Below are 18,144 nucleotides of genomic sequence, written 5' to 3' on the forward strand. Positions count from 1 at the left end.
ACCGGCGTCCGCGACGGTTTCCTGCAGGACCCGGACCAGCGCTGGGCCACCCCGGAACCGGCCGGTCTCCGGCTTCTTGCGCCCCGCCAGCTGCACGCAGGCGTCCCGCGGCTCTCCGGGGACCAACAGGCCGCCGTGGACGTCAGTCACGGCGCGGGGCCGGTGCTGGTCCCCGGCGCGCCGGGAACGGGCAAAACCACTGTCCTTGTGGAGGCGGCCGTCAGGCGGGTCCAGCGGGACGGCGTCGACCCTGAACGGATGCTGATCCTGGCGCCCAGCCGCCTGGCAGCAGACTTCCTGCGTGACCGCTTTACCGCCCGTCTGGACCGAAGCCTGAGCACCACGCCGGCGCGGACCTGGGCGTCCTATGCCTTCGACGTGATCGGCCGGGCCAAAGTGGCAGGCTTCCTTCCCCTGGACCGGGCGCCACGGCTGCTGTCCGGGCCGGAACAAGACCTCATCATCAGGGAACTCCTTGAGGGGCACCGGATTCCCGGCCTGGAACTGCCGTGGCCCGCAGATCTTGACGGGGCATTGGAGACGCGGGGTTTCCGCCATGAGGTCCGGCAACTTTTTGACCGCATCATCGAGTCCGGCAGGACCGCCGGGGACCTTGAGGACCTGGGCGCCGCCTGCGGGCGGCCGGACTGGGCTGCCGCTGCCCGGCTGTACGCCGAGTACCGCGACGTCCTGGACCTGCGGATGCCTGAGGCCTTCGACCCGGCAGGAATCATCACGGCGGCACGCCAGGTTTTCCAGGACTTTCCTGAATTCCTCGCTGCCGAACGTGACCGTCTCCAGCTGGTCCTGGTGGACGACATCCAGGAAGCCAATCCGGCCGTCTTCGAGCTGTTGGCGGACATCGCTGCGGGGAAGGACTGCTACGTCACCTCGTCGCCGGACACAGTGGTCCAGGGCTTCCGCGGGGCGCGCCCGGACCTCGTGGCCGAACTGCCCCGGCTTCTGTCGCCGGCCGGCCCCGTGGTGGAGCGTCCCCTCGGCTATGCCCACCGGCAGGCACCGGCCGTTGCTGCCGCCTGGCTGGACGTGGCCGGCCGCATCTCGGTCCGGGCAGGCGGCCAGCTTGCCCGCAGGCTTGAAGCACCGGAACCGGACCGGGCCCGGGGAATGGTCGAAGCACACCTGGTTCCCTCGCCCGTCCATGAGCTGCGGTACGTTGCCCAGCGCATCCTGGACCAGCACATCAACCATGGCAGGAACCTGACTGACGTGGCCGTGATCGTCCGCAACGGCGGGCAGGTCAGCGAACTCCAGCGCTACCTCTCCGGCCAGGGCATCCCGGTCCGCGTTTCCGTGGCAGAGTCCGCCGTCCGGGACGAGGTGGCGGTCCGGCCCCTGCTGGACGCCTTCGCCATTGCATTGGACCCGCAACTGTTGACCCCCGAGGCGGCAGTTGCGCTCCTGACTTCCAGGATTGGCGGCGCCAGTCCCATCGAGCTGCGCCGGCTGCGGCAGTCGCTGCGCCGCGAAGAACTCCTGGGCGGCGGTGGCCGGACCAGCGACGCGCTGTTGATCGAAGCCCTGCTGGACCCCGCGGAGCTGGCATCGCTGGGTATCGAGGGCAGGGCCGCCCGGCGGACGGCCCGGATGCTTCAGGCCGGCCGCAAGGCCGCCGCCGTCCCCGGCGCCAACGCCGAGTCCATGCTGTGGGCGCTCTGGAACTCCACCGGGCTGTCGTCCCAGTGGACGGGCACCGCGCTTGCCGGTGGCCAGCCCGGCGCCCGTGCCGACCGGGACCTCGACGCCATGATGGCGTTGTTCCACACCGCCGAACGGTACGTGGACCAGGTTCCAGGGGCCGGGCCGGAACAGTTCCTGGAGTACCTGCTGAACCAGGAGCTTCCCATGGACACCCTGGCTGCCCGGGCCCAGGTGGACGACGCCGTGGAAATCATGACTCCGGCCAGCGCAGCGGGCCGGGAATGGCCGGTGGTCCTTGTTGCAGGGCTGCAGGAAGGCGTCTGGCCCAACACAAGGCTGCGCGGCGAGCTGCTGGGCAGCACCCTCTACAGCGACGCCGTCGAGCACGGCCCCGCGTATGCCGTGCAGCGGGACCCCCTCAGCCGGCTGCGGGACATCCGCTACGACGAACTGCGCAGCTTTTCCACCGCAGTCTCCCGGGCCCGTGAACTGCTGATCTGCACCGCCGTATCCTCAGAGGACCACCAGCCGTCGTCGTTCCTGGACTACGTGGCCCCCCTTGAACGGGGCCAGGAAAGCAGGCCCTTCACCCAGGTGGAGCGGCCCATGACCCTTCGGGCCCTCGTTGCCGAGTTGCGCCAGCATGCCCAGGCGGAGGACAGCGCGGCTCCCGAGGCCGCACGGATCCTGGCACACCTTGCATCCGCCCAGCCACCCGTTCCCGGCGCCCACCCGGACTCCTGGTGGGGGCTGGCGCCCCCCACCTCCACGGACGCGGTGGTGCCGCCCGGCGGGACCGTCTTTGTGTCGCCGTCCAAGGTGGAGACCGTCCAGAAGTCACCGCTGGACTGGTTCGTCCAGGCAGCCGGGGGAGAGGCCGCCACGGATTTCGCCCGCAGCCTGGGCACACTGGTCCACGCCATCGCACAGGAACTGCCGGACGCCTCCGGCTCCGAATACGTGGCCGAACTGGTCCGCCGCTGGCCCGCGCTGGGGATGAAGGACAACTGGGAGGGCCGGCTGGATTTCCAGCGTGCCGAAACGATGGTCCGCAAGCTGGCCCAGTATGTTCTGGTGATGCGCAGCGAGGGCCGCAGCCTCCTGGGCGTGGAAACGGACTTTGACGTGGCGCTGGGGACTGTAGCCGTGGACGGGGACCAGCCACGCGACGCCGTACTCCGAGGACAGGTGGACCGGCTGGAAATTGACGGCCAGGGCAGGCTGGTGATTGTGGACCTCAAAACCGGCAAACGCCAGCCAGGCCGTGCCGACCTGGCACGGCACCCGCAGCTGGGCGCTTACCAGGCAGCGGTCCTGGCCGGCGGCTTCGCAGCCCCGGAAGGCGGCGGCACCGGCACGCCCGGCGGAGCGGTCCTGGCCCAGCTGGGAACCGGAGCAAAAACCCCCGCCATCCAGCAGCAGGAACCCGTTGACCCGCAGGAAAACTGGGCCATGGACATGGTCAAGGACGCCGCGGCAGTGATGGGCGGCAGCGAATTCGAGGCCCGGCATGACCCGTCGAAGGGCAGTCATGGCGGCCACGGCTGCCGGCTCCCGGAAGTGTGCCCGCTGTGTGCGCGCGGCCGGCAGGTGACCGAATGAGTACTGACCAGGCAGATGACCGAACGGGAATGGACCAGGCAGGGGGCGGAATGGGCACGGACCAGGCCGGGCAGCTGCCGCCGGAGCCGCTGTTCACACCCGAAGAGCTCTCCGTGCTGTTGGGGGAGAAGAACGTTCCCACCCCCGAGCAGTCCGCCATCATCTCTTCACCACTGACGCCGCGGCTGGTGATCGCCGGCGCGGGATCCGGCAAGACAGCCACCATGGCCGACCGCGTGGTGTGGCTGGTGGCCAACGGCTGGGTGCGGCCCGAGGAAGTCCTGGGCGTAACCTTCACCCGCAAAGCCGCCGGTGAGCTTGCTTCCCGGATCCGGGCCAAGCTGGTGGCACTGCAACGCCTGTCAGGCCAGGACGAGGGCCACAAGATCTTCCCGGCCGGCCTGCTCGGTGCCGACGCCCTCGAACCCAAGGTCTCCACGTATCACTCGTTCGCCAGCGGCATCGTGTCCGACTACGGCCTGAGGCTGGGCGTGGAGCGGGACGTGGTCCTCCTGGGCGGCGCCCAGGCGTGGCAGCTGGCCAGTGAAGTGGTGGAAGCCTACGACGGCGAATACGCCCATTTCCGTGCCGCGAAGTCCACCCTGGTCAAGGCCGTTATCCAGCTTGCGGGCGAATGCGCGGAACACCTGCAGGAACCCGAGGATGTTGAGGCGTGGCTGATGGCCAGGCTCTCCGAGTTCGAGGCTTTGCCCTACCTGGCCACCAAAAAGAAGAACCCGCCACAGGCCGCCGCTGAACTCGCCGGGATGCTGCGCACTAGGGCCAGCGTGGCCGACATGGTGGGCCGCTACGCCCTAGCCAAACGCGCCCGCGGCGCCCTGGACTTCGGCGACCTTGTGGCGCTCGCAGCCAAAGTGGCGCAGGACGTGCCCCTGGCAGCCCACATGGAGCGGCAGCGCTACAAGGTGGTGCTGCTTGATGAATTCCAGGACACCTCCTACGCCCAGCTGGTGCTCTTTTCCCGGCTCTTCGGCGGCGGGCACGCCGTGACAGCAGTGGGTGACCCCAACCAGTCGATCTACGGCTTCCGCGGCGCGTCAGCAGGCCAGCTCTTCCACTTCGTACGGGAATTCCCGGTCCGCAACACCAGCCCCGGCTTGCTCGGGGACTGGTCGCCCGCACCCACCTCGTACCTCACCACGGCGTGGCGCAACGGGCGCTCCATCCTGTCCGCGGCAAACGTGATGTCCGAGTCCCTGGTCCGGGCGGCCGGACAGAAGGGGCCGGCAGGCGGTGCGCCGGGTGCCGTGGCGGACGTACCCCCGCTTCAGCCCAGCCCCTATGCCGTGGACGGATCAGTGGTTCTGGGCCGGTTCGGCAGCGACGCGGACGAGGCCGCGGCGCTGGCGGCGGACGTCCTGAAATACCGGGTTACGGACTTCGAACTGGCCCCGGACGGAACACCTGTGCCGCCTGCACTGGCGGTCCTGTGCCGCCGGCGTGCCCAGATGGAACCGGTGCGGCGCCAGTTCGAAGCCCGGGGGATTCCCTACGAAATAGTCGGCCTTGGTGGCCTGCTGGACACACCGGAGATTGTGGACCTGGTAGCCACCCTGAGGGTGCTTGCCGATCCGGGCCGGTCCGATGCACTGATGCGACTGCTGGCCGGCGCCCGCTGGCGGCTGGGTCCGGCGGACCTGATGGCTTTGCGGGACTGGTCCAGCCAGCTGGCGCGGCGGCGGGGACGCGCTGCGGAGGGATCAGCCGCAGACGCTGACGGCCCGCCGGATGCCCCGGCCGAACCTGAGGTGCTCGAAAGCGACCTCACGGATGGCGCCAGCCTGGTGGAAGCCGTGGACTGGCTGCCGCGGGAAGACTGGGTTTCCGTCCACGGCCGGACACTGGGCGCGGACGCCCGCCACCGGCTGGGCCGGCTTGCCGCCGAACTCCGCCAGCTGCGCGGCTACCTCGGCGACGACCTGACCACGCTGTTGGGCGAAGTGGAGCGGGCCATGCTCCTTGATATTGAAGTGGCGGCCCGGCCCGGCATCAGCATCCACCAGGCCCGCCGGAACCTCGATGCCTTCCAGGACGCCGCCGCGGGATTCCTGCGGACCTCCCAGCGTGTGGACATCCTCGCCTTCCTCGCATGGCTGGAAGCAGCGTCCGCTGAGGAAAACGGGTTGGAGGCGCCGGCGAGCGACGTCAACCGGGAAGCAGTGCAACTGCTGACGGTCCATGCCTCCAAGGGGCTGGAGTGGGACGTGGTGTTTGTGCCCGGGCTGAACGCGGGTGCCTTTCCCAGCGACCGTGATTCCCGCTGGAGCAGCGGGGCGGCAGCGCTGCCATGGCCGTTGCGGGGGGACCGCGCCGACCTGCCGCAGTGGGACCTGGACCAGCCGGACCAAAAAGGGTGGCTGGACGCCGAGAAGGACTACAAAGCCAACGTCCAGGCGCACGGCGACTCGGAGGAGCGCCGGCTGGCTTACGTTGCGTACACCCGAGCCAAGCACGTCCTGTGGGTATCCAGCGCTGCATGGGTGGGATCCCGGGCCGGCCAGGCAGCCATGTCACCATTCCTGGCCGAGCTGGAACCGTTGGCGCAGGTACCGGCGGGTGCCGGACACCAGGCGCAGGCCACCGTCCACCCGCTGTCCCTCGATGAGGAGTCCCTCCCGGAGGCCAGTCCACTGACCCTGGAAACCGAAATCGCCACCTGGCCATACGACCCCCTGGAAGGGCCAGTGGATCCGCGGACCGGAGGGCGGCTCCGGCTGTCAAGGGGCCGCCGGGCAATGATGGAGGCCGCCGCCGCGCGGGTGGTCGCTGCCCTGCCGGCCGTGGCCGCGGGGGAGGAGCTGCACAGCCCAGCCGACGCCGGAAAACCGACTCCGGCCAGCCTGCCCGCCGGGCCGGCCGCTGGGTGGGCCCGTGAAGCGGCGCTGCTGCTGGAGCGGCGGTCCCGCCGTTCCCATGGCCAGGACGTGCACCTGCCCAGCCACATCTCGGCGTCAACGCTGGTGGACCTCGGCGAGGACCCATCGGCAGTCCTGTCCCGGCTCCGCCGCCCTGTGCCCCGCGAACCGGGCATGTCGGCCCGCAAGGGCACGGCGTTCCACGCCTGGGTGGAGGACTACTTCGGCACCACCGGGATGCTGGACCTGAGGGAGGCCCCCGGCGCGGACGACCACATCGACGCCGCCTACGATCTCGACGCCATGGTGGCCACGTTCAAGGCTTCTCCTTGGGCGGAAAGGTCGCCGGCATTTGTGGAGGTGCCGGTGGAGACCCGGGTAGGGGACGTGGTGGTCCGTGGCCGGATTGATGCCGTCTTCCAGGACGCTGACGGGCGCTGGGACCTGGTGGACTGGAAAACCGGCAGGCGTCCATCAGGTGCCCACCTGCGGACCAGGGCCGTGCAGCTGGCCGTCTACCGGCTGGCCTGGGCCCGATTGAAGGGTGTCCCGCTGGATGACGTGCGCGCGGCCTTCTTCTACGTGGCTGACAACAACGTGGTGCGGCCCCATGACCTGGCAACGTCAAGGGAACTCGAGGAACTGGTCCAGGCCGCCCTGGCCTAATCAGGGGTGCGCCCGGGGCCCGCTCAGCTGCCGGACTTGGCCGGGCCCTGCCCGGAGGGTTCCGGTTCAGCCTGCTTGGCCTCAACGATCGAGATGGCGGCGGTGGAGGTATCCTCCCCGGTTTCGCCGGGTGAAGTATCCGCTGCGGGCGCCGCGGAGTCCGCAGGAGCCGGGGCCGCCTCAACCGGGGCCGCCTCGACTGGAGTCACAGGAACCGGAGCCACCGGGATCGGCGCCACGTGGACGGCCGGCTGCACGGCTACCGGTACCGGTGTCACGGTGACGGCTCTCCCGGCCGCGACATGGCCGCCGTCGTCCGTTGCCACGGCATTTCCAGCGACGGCGGCGACCGGCTCCCCAGGTCCGGCCGGCGAAGCCCCGGCGTCCTGGGCGGCGCTGCCGGAGGCGGGCTGCGGCTCCACGCTGATGGGCTGCCCGCCGTATTCGGCGATATCGCTGGCCAGGGTCTCGAGCATGGATTCGGCCTCGGCCACCATGGCGGTGTCGCCCGCGGCGATGCCCTTGACCAGGTACTGGGCCAGGGCGAACTCGGCGGAAAGGGCCGCCCGGCGGAGCAGGTGCTGGTCAGGGGTGTCCCGCCGTCCGGCTGTGTAGCCGGCCAGGACCGCGGCCACGAAGTCCTGTTCGTTGGAGGCCACCAGCCAGGCGAAGTCGTCGGCAGGGTCGCCGATCCGGAGGTCGGTCCAACCGGTGACGGCGGTGACGCGGGGACCCTCCACCAGCAGGTTGTCCTCGTGCAGGTCACCATGGACCACGCAGGGGTTGAAACGCCACAGGGACACGTCCTCCATGGCGTGTTCCCAGCGGCGGAGCAATGCCGACGGGATCTTGCCCGTGGTGGCGGCCTGGTCCAGCTCGTTGAGCCGGCGCTGGCGGAACTCGTTGGGGGTGTAACTGGGCAGGTCGGCGTTGCTGACCAGCGCGCGGGGCAGGTCGTGGATGGCCGCGAGGGCGGCACCAACTTCCCGGGCCAGGCTGTCCGGCCCGGCGGTGAGGTCTTCAATGCTGCGGTTGTTGCCCGCCAGATGTGAGTAGACAAACGTGGTGAGCGTGCCAAGCCTGACGCTGCCGGCCACCGTGGGCATCAGGAATGGCAGCTCGGCGCGGATGCCGGGGGCGAAGGCGCGCAGCACCAGGAACTCGGTTTCCAGCCGGGCGCTTGCTTCGGCGTGCCGGGGTGACCGGACCCGCCAGCGCTTGCCCTCGGAATCCAGGAGGAGGGCCGAGTCGAAGTCCGCGGGATCGTCCGGGGCTGCGCTGACGGCCGTGGGGGTCAGCCCGGGGACTGCCGCGGTTGCAATGGCGGCCAGTTCAATCGGTTTTCTTCTCACCGTTCAACGGTAGATTGCCCGCCCGCCCGCGGGCCCATCCGGCGGCGGCGAGTCTTGAGATATGTGGAAATAGTGCGGTCCGCTGATCCACAGCCGGGCCCTTGGAAATGTCAATTGTCAGTCCCAGTCAGTACGGTGGACCTATGAGCCACGCTGAGTCTGTAATGCCGCTCCACCGGAAGGTGCCGGCGCAGCTGCCGGCCAACCACCTGACGGACGCCCTCCTCCCGGTCCGGCCTGCCCTGGTGGACCGTGGCTCGGTGGGACGGGTCAGGCCCGGCATGGTGGCGCACCTGCTGGCAGGCTCCGGGACAATGGCTGTTGTCCTGTCCCGGCGGCAGGGCCTGATCCACGGCACCGGCCTGTTCATGGCCGGGGCCAGGGAGCTCCACGAAGCCCTCGCAGCTGCCGGCCAGGGCCCGGAACTGGTGGTTTACCTGGGCGCTGCCCTTCCGGGCGGGGAGCTTGCCGAAGGCACCGAACTGCTGCTCTTTGTCCTGTCCGAACCTGCAGCGCCCGGCACGGCTGGGATCCCCGAGGACGCCGCCTGGGCCGGTTTCCGTGACGTCGCAGCGGGCCTGAGCAGCCTGCACACAGCCTTGTTTGTCGAAGCCAGCGCCATCACCAACTGGCACGCCCTGCACACGCACTGCCCGCGGTGCGGCACGCCCACAGAGGTCGAAGCCGGCGGCTGGGTCCGGCGGTGCCCTTCGGACCAATCCGAACACTATCCGCGGACGGACCCCGCCATCATCGTGACCGTGGTTGGCCCGGACGGCCGGGTGCTGCTGGGCGGCGGGGGTCCTGCGGAAGCCAAAAACTATTCCACCCTGGCCGGCTTTGTGGAGCCCGGCGAGTCCCTCGAGCAGGCAGTGGTCCGCGAGATCCACGAGGAAGTCGGCGTCCGGGTGGCAGCCTGCCAGTACCTCGGGTCGCAGTCGTGGCCGTTTCCTGCCTCCCTTATGCTTGGATTCACCGCCATCACTGAAGACACCGAGGCAACGCCCGACGGCGTTGAGGTCACCAGGGCGCGCTGGTTCAGCCGAGAAGAACTCCAGGCAGCCGTGCTCGCTGGTGAGATCACCATCTCCAGCAGGCTTTCCATCGCCAGGTCCCTGATCGAACACTGGTACGGCGGACGCATCCAGGACCTCACCGGTTCCTGAGGCCAACCATCCACCGGATTCATCCGGCAGTCGAGACTAAGAACAGCAGAAGTGACTACAGAGAATTTTGACGGCACAGCCTCCCTCGAGGACCGCATCCTTGGCGGCCTGGACGCCGAACAGCGTGAGGTGGCCAGTACCCTCAACGGTCCGCTGTGCGTGCTGGCCGGCGCCGGAACCGGAAAGACCCGCGCCATCACCCACCGCATCGCCTACGGCGTGCACTCAGGCGTCTACTCGCCGCAGCGGCTTCTGGCCGTCACCTTCACCGCGAGGGCTGCCGCGGAAATGCGCAGCCGGCTGCGGGACCTCGGCGCCGGCAATGTCCAGGCCCGCACCTTCCACGCAGCCGCGTTGCGCCAGCTCCAGTTCTTCTGGCCCCAGGCCGTGGGTGGCACCTTGCCCAACCTCCTGGACCATAAAGCCCAGATGCTCGCGGAGGCTGCACGGCGCCTTCGGCTGAGTACTGACAGGGCCTCCATCCGCGACCTTGCCTCGGAAATCGAATGGGCAAAAGTGTCAATGCTCACCCCGGCGAACTACCTGGAGAACGCCCAGGACCGTGGCGCGCCGGGTGGCTTCGACCTGACCGCCGTCGCCCGTGTTTTCCAGTCCTACGAGGACGTGAAAACGGACCGGAACGTCATCGACTTCGAGGATGTCCTGCTCATCACGGTGGGCATCCTGCAGGAGGACGAAAAGGTCGCCGCCACCGTCCGTGAGCAGTACCGGCACTTTGTGGTGGACGAATACCAGGACGTTTCCCCGCTCCAGCAGCGGCTCCTGGAGCTGTGGCTGGGCGGCCGGGACGAGCTTTGTGTGGTGGGTGACGCCAGCCAGACCATCTACTCCTTCACCGGCGCATCGCCGAAGCACCTGCTCGATTTCAAGGCGCGCTATCCGGAAGCCAACGTGGTCAAGCTCATCCGCGACTACCGTTCCACCCCGCAGGTGGTGAAGCTGGCCAACGACCTCCTGGCCGGACGGCGCAGCGGCGGTCCGGTCGCTGACGCCGCTTGGGCGTCGCCGCTGCAGCTTGTGGCGCAGCGGCCCGCGGGCCCGGTCCCCGAGTTCACCGAGTGCTCGGACGACGAAGCCGAGGCCGCCACCGTGGCCCGGAAGATCAAGGCACTGCTCGACGACGGCACCCAGGCCAGCCAGGTGGCTGTCCTTTTCCGAACCAACGGACAGTCCGAAGCCTACGAGCAGGCGCTGGCAGCGGCCGGAATCGGCTACCAGCTGCGCGGCGGCGAACGGTTTTTCGCGCGCAAGGAAGTCCGGGACGCCATCCTGCAGCTGCGGGCAGCCACGCGGGCCGTGGCCGAGGATGACTCGGCGGGCACGCTGGGCCAGGTGGTCCGCGATATCGTGGCCTCCCTCGGCTACACCGAATCAGCTCCCCACAGCGGCGGCGCCCTGCGGGAACGGTGGGAATCCCTGGCAGCGCTGGTGGCGCTGGCCGATGAGCTGCGCGAGGTCCGCGGGCCGGAGTTCAGCCTCGCTGATTTCGTCAACGAACTGCAGGAACGTTCACTTGCCCAGCACGCGCCCACCGTGCAGGGCGTTACCCTGGCCTCCCTGCACGCCGCCAAGGGTTTGGAATGGGACGCCGTCTTCCTGGTGGGGCTCAGTGAAGGCCTGATGCCCATCTCGTTCGCAGATTCACCCGAAGCAGTGGACGAGGAACGGCGCCTCCTCTACGTGGGCATCACGCGGGCCCGTGAGCACCTGTCCCTGTCCTGGTCAACGGCCAGGACACCGGGCGGGCGCGCCAACCGCAAACCGTCGCGGTTTATGGATGGGCTCCGGCCCAACTCGGTGGCCACCTCCAGCCTGCGGGGCAAAGGCCCGGCGCCACGCCGGAAGGCCGCGGCCCCGGCCATGTGCCGGGTTTGCGGCACCATGCTGGGCACCGGCGCGGAACGGAAAGTGGGGCGCTGCAATTCGTGCCCGCCCACCTACGAGGAACAGACCTTCGACGCCTTGCGGAATTGGCGCCGCGACGTGGCGCAGTCGGCGGACGTCCCGGCGTTTGTTGTCTTCACGGATGCAACGCTCACGGCCATCGCCGAGGCCCGGCCTGAATCGTTGGAGGAACTCGCGGAACTCGCCGGAGTGGGGCCCACCAAGCTGGAACGCTACGGCGAGGACGTCCTGCGGGTCCTCATCGAAAGTACCGAACTGTGACAGAGCCGGCAGTCGTTGCGGCGCCGGTCCTTGGCCGGCGGGCGGCAGCCCCGTTGACCACCGCTGATGGTGCCCCCGTGGAGATCCGGCGGTCAGCACGGCGCACCCGCACCGTGGCGGCGTTCTGGGAGAACGGCACGGCGGTAGTGGCCATCCCGGCCCGCTTCACCAAGGCCCAGGAAGCGGAGTGGGCCCACCGGATGCTGGCCAAGCTGCAGCGCCAGGGGGAGCGGCCGACGGCCGCCGGCAGGAAACGTCCCGCTTCCGACGCAGCCCTCGCGGCCCACGCGGCGCAGCTCTCCGGGCAGTACCTCGGCGGACGCGCAGTACCGACGTCGGTGCGCTGGGTCAGCAACCAGAACTCACGCTGGGGTTCGGCGACGCCTGCCCAGGGCTCCATCCGCCTGTCGGACAAGCTCCGGCCCATGCCGCAGTGGGTTATCGACTACGTCCTGCTGCATGAACTGGCCCACCTCCTGGTGGCCAGCCACAATGCCGCTTTCTGGCAACTGCTCACGGCATACCCGGAGACACAACGGGCCAAGGCGTTCCTCGAAGGCGTCTCGTTTGCCACCGGCCGGGGCCTGCCGAAGAGCGGATCCGAGGCCGGCGCGGAACCGCACGGGTGGCCGGCTGACGCCGACTGATTTTTCCGCCGCAACGCCTGATTGACGCGACGGATGCCGAAGGCCCGGCACTGGCGTGCCGGGCCTTCGCGGCGGTTACCCTTTCGGCTGGGGCTCCCCGCTGTCGTCGTCGTCGGTTTTCTCCGGGGCGTCATCGAAGCCACCGCTCAACAGCTTCTGCAGCGCGTCGTCCACTTCGCTGTCGCTGGCTTCCGCGAGTTTCCGGCGGGCGCTGAAGCCTTGAGGATCATCCAGGTCCTCTGACGTGGGCAGCAGGTCAGGGTGGTGCCAGATGGCGTCCCGGCCTTCGATGCCGCGTTCGTCCTTGAGGCTGGCCCACAGGGTGGCGGCGTCACGCAGGCGGCGCGGGCGCAGTTCAAGACCCACCAGCGAGGCGAAGGCATGCTCGGCGGGTCCGCCGGTGGCGCGGCGCCTGCGGACGGTTTCGCGGAGAGCACCCGCCGAGGGCAGGACCTTTTCCGTGGCGGCCGCGGTGAGCTCGTCCACCCACCCTTCCACCAGGGCCAGGGCCGTTTCGAGCTTTTCCAGGGCCTGGTCCTGGGCGGGAGTGCGCTGCGGCATAAACACGCCCTGGGACAGGGCTTCCTGGATGCCTTCGGGATTGCTCGGATCCAGGTCCCGTGCCAGTTCCTCGATGCGGGACGTGTCGATGTGGATGCCCCTGGCGTACGCCTCGATGGCGCTGAGCAGATGGCCCCGCAGCCACGGCACCTGGACGAAGAGTCGTGCGTGCGCAGCTTCCCGGACGGCCAGGAACAGCCGGATATCGTTGGCCGGCAGGGAAAGGCCCTCGCCGAAAGCCGCCACATTCGCCGGCAGCAGGGCCATCTCCAGGTCGGCCAGCGGCACGCCGATGTCGGTGGAACTGACCACGTCCGCCGACAGGGCGCCGATGGCCTGCCCCAGCTGCATGCCGAATATCGCTCCGCCCATGTTTTGGAGCATGGAGGACGCTCCGCCCATCATGGACTTCATCTCTTCGGGCATCTGCTCGGTCATGGCTGCGGACAGCGCGTTGGCAATGCTGTTCGCCACCGGTTCGGTGAGCCGTTTCCACGTTCCCAGGGTGGCTTCCACCCACTCCGCACGGGACCACGCACGGCCAATCAGGCCCGTGGCAGGAAGGTCGGTGACCGGGTCCAGCCAGAGCTCGGCCAGGCGCAGTGCCTCGTCCACTTCCTTCGACTGCTGGGAGGTGACGGACGGGTCTGCGCCGGTGGCGGCCACGCGTCGGGCGTTTTCGTGGGCCAGCTGCCAGTTGACGGGTCCCTCGGACGGTGCACTCATCATGGCCTGGACCTGGGAGAACATCTGGGCCAGGAGGTTGGGGTCGTCCGGCAGGCCGGCAGCTTTGGCCAGCTCGGCGGGGTCGAAGTTCTCCATCCCCTTGCCGCCCATCAGGTTCTGCAGCATTTCGGTCAACGGATCCTTCGGCGTATCGTCGCCGTTGGAGGAGTTGAGTGGATTGGAGGTCATGATCCCGCCGATCGTCGGTGTGACTGTTGATCAACCTTCACGGTACCCCGGTGGTGCACGGCTGTCTGCCGCCCCGCGGCGCCGTTCGCTGTAGGCAAAGAGCTGTCAACGGCCAGCACCGCGTAATGTTGGTCCGGTGACTACGACCCGTGGCGGACTCCCGCCAGAGGACCATGCCTCCGGGCTGACCCCGCCGCCCGCCACACCTGAGGCAGCCGGTGGCTGGCCTGCCGAAGGCTTCCCGCCGGATGCCCCTACCGGGCCTTCGCCCCGGGACCGTAAGGTCTCGGCCATGATGCTCGCCGGTGTGTCCGCGCTGGGACTGGGGATCGCCGTCGCCACCATTCCCGTTCCCTACGTAGTGGAATCACCCGGCCCCACCTACAACACCCTGGGACAGAGTCAGGGCCACCCCGTCATCAGTGTGACCGGCAGGGAAACATTCCCCGCGGCCGGAAACCTGGACCTGACCACCGTCTACGTGGACGGCGGCCCCAACGGGCCGGTCAGCATCCTGGGTGCCTTTTCCGCCTGGCTGGACCGCTCCAAGGCCGTCTACCCGCAGGAACTGCTGTACCCAACGGGTACCTCCAAGGAGGAAGCCCAGGAACAAAGCACTGTGGCAATGACCACCTCGCAGGAAAACGCCATCGCCTCAGCGCTGACCGAACTGGGCATCCCCTACGGCCAGCAGCTCCAGGCCGTAGACCTCTCCACAGGGGCCGCCGCGGAAGGCAAGATCCAGCCCTCTGATGTCCTTGTCTCCATCAACGGCAAGGACATCACGTCCCTCGCCGTCATCCAGGAGGACCTCGCGGCAGGCAAGGGTGCCCCCGTGGACGTAGTGGTGGAACGCGACGGGCAGCAGGTCACCCAGACCATCACTCCCAAGGACAACGGCGAGGGCAGGTTCGTCCTGGGTGTGGTGCTCAAGGCACTCTTCACCTTTCCCTTCGACGTCCAGATCTCCCTGGACAAAGTGGGCGGCCCCAGTGCCGGAATGATGTTTGCCTTGGGAATCATCGATACCGTGACGCCCGGTGACCTCACCGGCGGCAAGCACGTGGCCGGAACTGGAACCATCTCACCGGACGGTGCCGTGGGACCCATCGGCGGCATCGGACAGAAACTCATCGGCGCACGGGCCGCCGGAGCCACTGTATTCCTCGCGCCCGCAGGCAATTGCGACGAAGTGGTGGGGCACATCCCCGACGGCCTGCAGGTGGTCCGGGTGGAGAATCTCGCCGGTGCGCGTGCCGCCGTCGAACTGGCCGGCAGCGGCCAGGACACGTCCGGCTTGCCAGCGTGCACAAACAACTAGACTGGGCGCATCTGTCCTCGACAGGAACTAAGCAATACCGCCACTCGTGGCAATTATGACGGACTGATCCAGCGGTTTGGCCGGGACCTGACGTCACTCGCACGCACGCTCGTAAATCTGACGACCAGCTATGAGGTACCAGTTTGTCCCGTCCTGCCAGCTCCATGCCCACCGGTAGACCCCCTTCAAGACGCGGCGCACTGACGCCCACCCTGATCGTTGTTGCCCTGGTGGTTGTGGGCTTCATTTTCTTTGCCAATGTCTGGACTGACGTCCTTTGGTACCGCCAACTGGGGTTCTTGGAAGTCTTCCTCACCGAGAACCTGTCACGGATCGGCATCTTCCTGGCCGGCTTTGCGCTGATGTTCGCCGGTGTTTTCTTCGCCATCCGCATCGCCTACCGGTCCCGGCCGGTGTACGCCCCGGACTCCGAAGTCAGGGACAACCTCAACAGGTACCAGGCCCAGCTGGAACCCGTCCGGCGCGTCGTCATGATCGGCCTGCCTGTCCTCTTTGCCCTGTTTGCCGGCAGCGCCGCAGCCAGCCAGTGGCAGAAAGTCCTGCTGTTTTTCAACCAGGAGCCGTTCGGCAAGACTGATCCCCAATTCAACATGGACATCAGCTTCTACCTGATGGTCCTGCCGTTCCTGGGCTTCGTGGTGGGCTTCCTGATCAGCGTTGTGGTCATCGCCGGCATTGCGGGCATCCTGACCCACTACTTGTACGGCAGCATCCGCCTGATGGAACGCGGTGTGTTCACCAGCCGCGCAGCCCAGATCCACATCGCCGTCACCGGTGCCGCCTTCCTGGTCCTCCTGGGCGTCAACTTCTTCCTGGACCGGTTCTCCGCCGTGCAGAGCAACGGCGGACGCTGGGCCGGTGCGTTGTACACCGACGTCAACGCCGTCATTCCCACCAAGGCGATCCTCGCCGTCGCGGCCGTCCTGGTTGCCATCCTCTTTGTGGTGTCCGCTGTGATCGGCCGCTGGCGGCTGCCGGTGATCGGCACGGCCATGCTGGTCATCACATCCATCCTGGCCGGCGGCGTCTACCCGTGGGTCATCCAGCAGTTCCAGGTCCGTCCGTCTGAGGAGACCCTGGAAAAGCCGTACATCCAGCGGAACATCGACAACACCCGGGCCGCCTACGGCCTGGATGCGATCCAGGTGGACCGGTATGACGCCACGAACACGGCGAGCACCGGTGCCCTCGCCCCGGACGCCCAGACCACGGCGAACATCCGGTTGCTGGACCCGAACCTGATTTCGGACGCGTTCTCACAGCTGGAGCAGTACCGCCCGTACTACCAGTTCCCCGAGGCGCTGAACGTTGACCGGTATGAGGTTGACGGCAAGATCCAGGACACCGTGATCGCGGTGCGTGAACTGAACCCGTCGAACGTCGCCAACAATCAGCAGGGCTGGCTCAACCAGCACGTTGTGTACACGCACGGCTACGGCGTGGTTGCTGCCAAGGGCAACAAGTTCACGGTGGATGGCAAGCCCGAGTTCCTGCAGTCCGGAATCCCCTCCACAGGTGTGCTGGGCGATGACTCCACCTACGAGCCGCGCATCTACTTCGGCGAGTCCTCGCCGGACTACTCGATCGTGGGTGCCCCGGACGGAGCGCCGGCGCGTGAGCAGGACCGGCCCTCAGGCCGCGAAGGCGAAGGCGATGCGCAGTACACGTTCGAAGGCAACGGCGGTCCCAACGTGGGCAGCTTCTTCAACAAGATCCTGTACTCCATCAAGTTCCAGTCCTCCGACCTGCTTCTCTCCGACGGCGTGAACGAGGAATCACAGGTCCTTTACGACCGGAACCCCCGCGAACGCGTGGAGAAGGTCGCCCCGTACCTGACCGTCGATGGCAACGCCTACCCGGCAGTGGTGGACGGCAGGGTCAAATGGATCGTGGATGGCTACACCACCAGCCAGTACTACCCGTACTCGCAGCAGGAGCAGCTTTCCGATGCCACCACTGACACCCAGACCACGTCCGGACGCGCCGTGGCCCTGCCCAACAGCTCGGTGAACTACATCCGGAACTCGGTCAAGGCCACTGTTGACGCCTACGACGGCTCCGTCACGCTCTACGCCTGGGATGACCAGGACCCGCTGCTGAAGGCCTGGCAGAAAGTGTTCCCCACCTCGCTCAAGCCGTTCTCCGAAATGTCGGGCGATGTTATGAGCCACGTCCGCTACCCGGAGGACCTGTTCAAGGTCCAGCGCCAGCTCCTGGGCGAGTACCACGTGACGGACCCGTCCACCTTCTACCAGACCAAGGACGTCTGGAGCGTACCGGCGGACCCCACAGTGGATTCGACCAGCGGCGTCAAGCAGCCGCCGTTCTACATGTCACTGCAGATGCCTGACCAGAAGGAACCCGCGTTCCAGCTGACGTCCTCGTTCATACCGCAGATCGTCAACGGCAATGCCCGCAACGTGCTGTACGGCTTCCTTGCGGCGGATTCCGACGCCGGGAACGAGGCTGGTGTGAAGGCTGACAGCTACGGCCAGCTGCGGCTGCTCCAGATCCCGCCGGAGACCCAGGTCCCCGGCCCTGGACAGGCCCAGAACAAGTTCAACTCGGATCCCACGGTCTCCCAGGCGTTGAACCTGCTGCGCCAGGGTGCTTCGGAAGTCCTCAACGGCAACCTGCTCACCCTTCCGGTGGGCGGCGGCATCCTGTACGTCCAGCCCGTCTACCTGAAATCCACTGGTGAGACGTCGTACCCCACACTGCAGCGCGTGCTGGTGGCGTTCGGTGACAAGGTGGGCTTCGCGCCCACCCTGGATGAGGCGCTGAAACAGCTCTTCGGTGGCGACTCCGGTGCTGCGGCCGGCGACTCGGACAACAACGGCCAGACGCCCGTGGACCCGGCAGCGCCGACCACACCGGGGAACGCCGACGCCAAGGCCGAGCTCAAGGCGGCCCTGGACGAGGCCAACTCCGCCATCCAGGCCGGTCAGGCCGCACTGGCAGCGGGAGACTTCGCAGCCTACGGCGAGGCGCAGAAGCGCATCTCTGCAGCACTGCAGAAAGCCCTCGACGCCGAGGCCAAGGTGCCGGCCAGTGCAGCACCGGAGGCCACACCGGCTCCGGATGCCTCGGCTGAACCCTCGGCCTCGCCGTCCGCTTCGCCCTCGGCGTCCGCCGGAAACTAGGCAGTAAAGGCATTGCAATGGCGGC

9 protein-coding genes are annotated in these 18,144 nt (G+C 68.0%); 7 read left to right on the forward strand and 2 right to left on the reverse strand.

Going from position 1 to position 18,144, the window contains the following annotated elements; genetic code table 11:
• Positions 1-21 precede the first annotated feature (21 nt).
• Both QRN07_RS07315 and QRN07_RS07320 read left to right on the forward strand, forming a co-directional pair.
• Complete coding sequence (locus QRN07_RS07315; RefSeq protein ID WP_285240789.1) at positions 22-3,264, forward strand: ATP-dependent helicase; 3,243 nt, start codon at positions 22-24, stop codon at positions 3,262-3,264.
• A gap of 29 nt (positions 3,265-3,293) precedes the next feature.
• Complete coding sequence (locus QRN07_RS07320; protein ID WP_502934783.1) at positions 3,294-6,806, forward strand: ATP-dependent helicase; 3,513 nt, start codon at positions 3,294-3,296, stop codon at positions 6,804-6,806.
• A 23-nt stretch (positions 6,807-6,829) separates the two neighbouring features.
• Here QRN07_RS07320 and QRN07_RS07325 read toward each other — a convergent pair whose 3' ends face one another.
• Positions 6,830-8,158 carry a macrolide 2'-phosphotransferase gene (locus tag QRN07_RS07325; RefSeq protein WP_285240721.1) on the reverse strand — a complete coding sequence of 443 codons (1,329 nt, stop codon included), beginning with the start codon at positions 8,156-8,158 and terminating at the stop codon, positions 6,830-6,832.
• Between the two features lie 143 nt (positions 8,159-8,301).
• Between QRN07_RS07325 and nudC the strand changes: the two genes are divergently transcribed.
• From nudC to QRN07_RS07340, 3 genes are read left to right on the forward strand one after another with little or no spacing between them, the layout of a single operon-like run.
• Positions 8,302-9,324: an NAD(+) diphosphatase gene (gene nudC, locus QRN07_RS07330; RefSeq protein WP_285240722.1), complete on the forward strand. Its 1,023-nt coding sequence runs from the start codon at positions 8,302-8,304 to the stop codon at positions 9,322-9,324.
• Between the two features lie 51 nt (positions 9,325-9,375).
• Positions 9,376-11,511, forward strand: coding sequence for an ATP-dependent DNA helicase UvrD2 (locus tag QRN07_RS07335; protein WP_050687890.1), 2,136 nt, complete (start codon positions 9,376-9,378; stop codon positions 11,509-11,511).
• Positions 11,508-12,158: a M48 family metallopeptidase gene (locus QRN07_RS07340; protein WP_285240723.1), complete on the forward strand. Its 651-nt coding sequence runs from the start codon at positions 11,508-11,510 to the stop codon at positions 12,156-12,158. Before QRN07_RS07335 ends, QRN07_RS07340 begins: the two co-directional genes overlap by 4 nt.
• 75 nt (positions 12,159-12,233) lie before the next feature.
• On the opposite strand, the gene QRN07_RS07345 is transcribed toward QRN07_RS07340, so the two are convergent.
• Positions 12,234-13,634 carry a zinc-dependent metalloprotease gene (locus tag QRN07_RS07345; protein ID WP_285240724.1) on the reverse strand — a complete coding sequence of 467 codons (1,401 nt, stop codon included), beginning with the start codon at positions 13,632-13,634 and terminating at the stop codon, positions 12,234-12,236.
• Between the two features lie 136 nt (positions 13,635-13,770).
• Here QRN07_RS07345 and QRN07_RS07350 point away from each other — a divergent pair, with 136 nt between their 5' ends.
• Both QRN07_RS07350 and QRN07_RS07355 read left to right on the forward strand, forming a co-directional pair.
• Positions 13,771-14,955 carry a YlbL family protein gene (locus QRN07_RS07350; protein ID WP_432244827.1) on the forward strand — a complete coding sequence of 395 codons (1,185 nt, stop codon included), beginning with the start codon at positions 13,771-13,773 and terminating at the stop codon, positions 14,953-14,955.
• 164 nt (positions 14,956-15,119) lie between these two features.
• Positions 15,120-18,119, forward strand: coding sequence for a UPF0182 family membrane protein (locus QRN07_RS07355; protein WP_056597140.1), 3,000 nt, complete (start codon positions 15,120-15,122; stop codon positions 18,117-18,119).
• Positions 18,120-18,144 lie beyond the last annotated feature (25 nt).

The organism is Pseudarthrobacter sp. MEB009 (genome assembly GCF_030208875.1).
In the GTDB taxonomy this organism is placed as follows: domain Bacteria; phylum Actinomycetota; class Actinomycetes; order Actinomycetales; family Micrococcaceae; genus Arthrobacter.

Coding starts and splice junctions, on each gene's coding strand:
- QRN07_RS07345 (WP_285240724.1), bottom strand. CDS start 13,634: ATGACCTCCAATCCACTCAACTCCTCCAACGGCGACGATACGCCGAAG.
- QRN07_RS07355 (WP_056597140.1), top strand. CDS start 15,120: ATGCCCACCGGTAGACCCCCTTCAAGACGCGGCGCACTGACGCCCACC.
- QRN07_RS07320 (WP_502934783.1), top strand. CDS start 3,294: ATGGACCAGGCAGGGGGCGGAATGGGCACGGACCAGGCCGGGCAGCTG.
- nudC (WP_285240722.1), top strand. CDS start 8,302: ATGAGCCACGCTGAGTCTGTAATGCCGCTCCACCGGAAGGTGCCGGCG.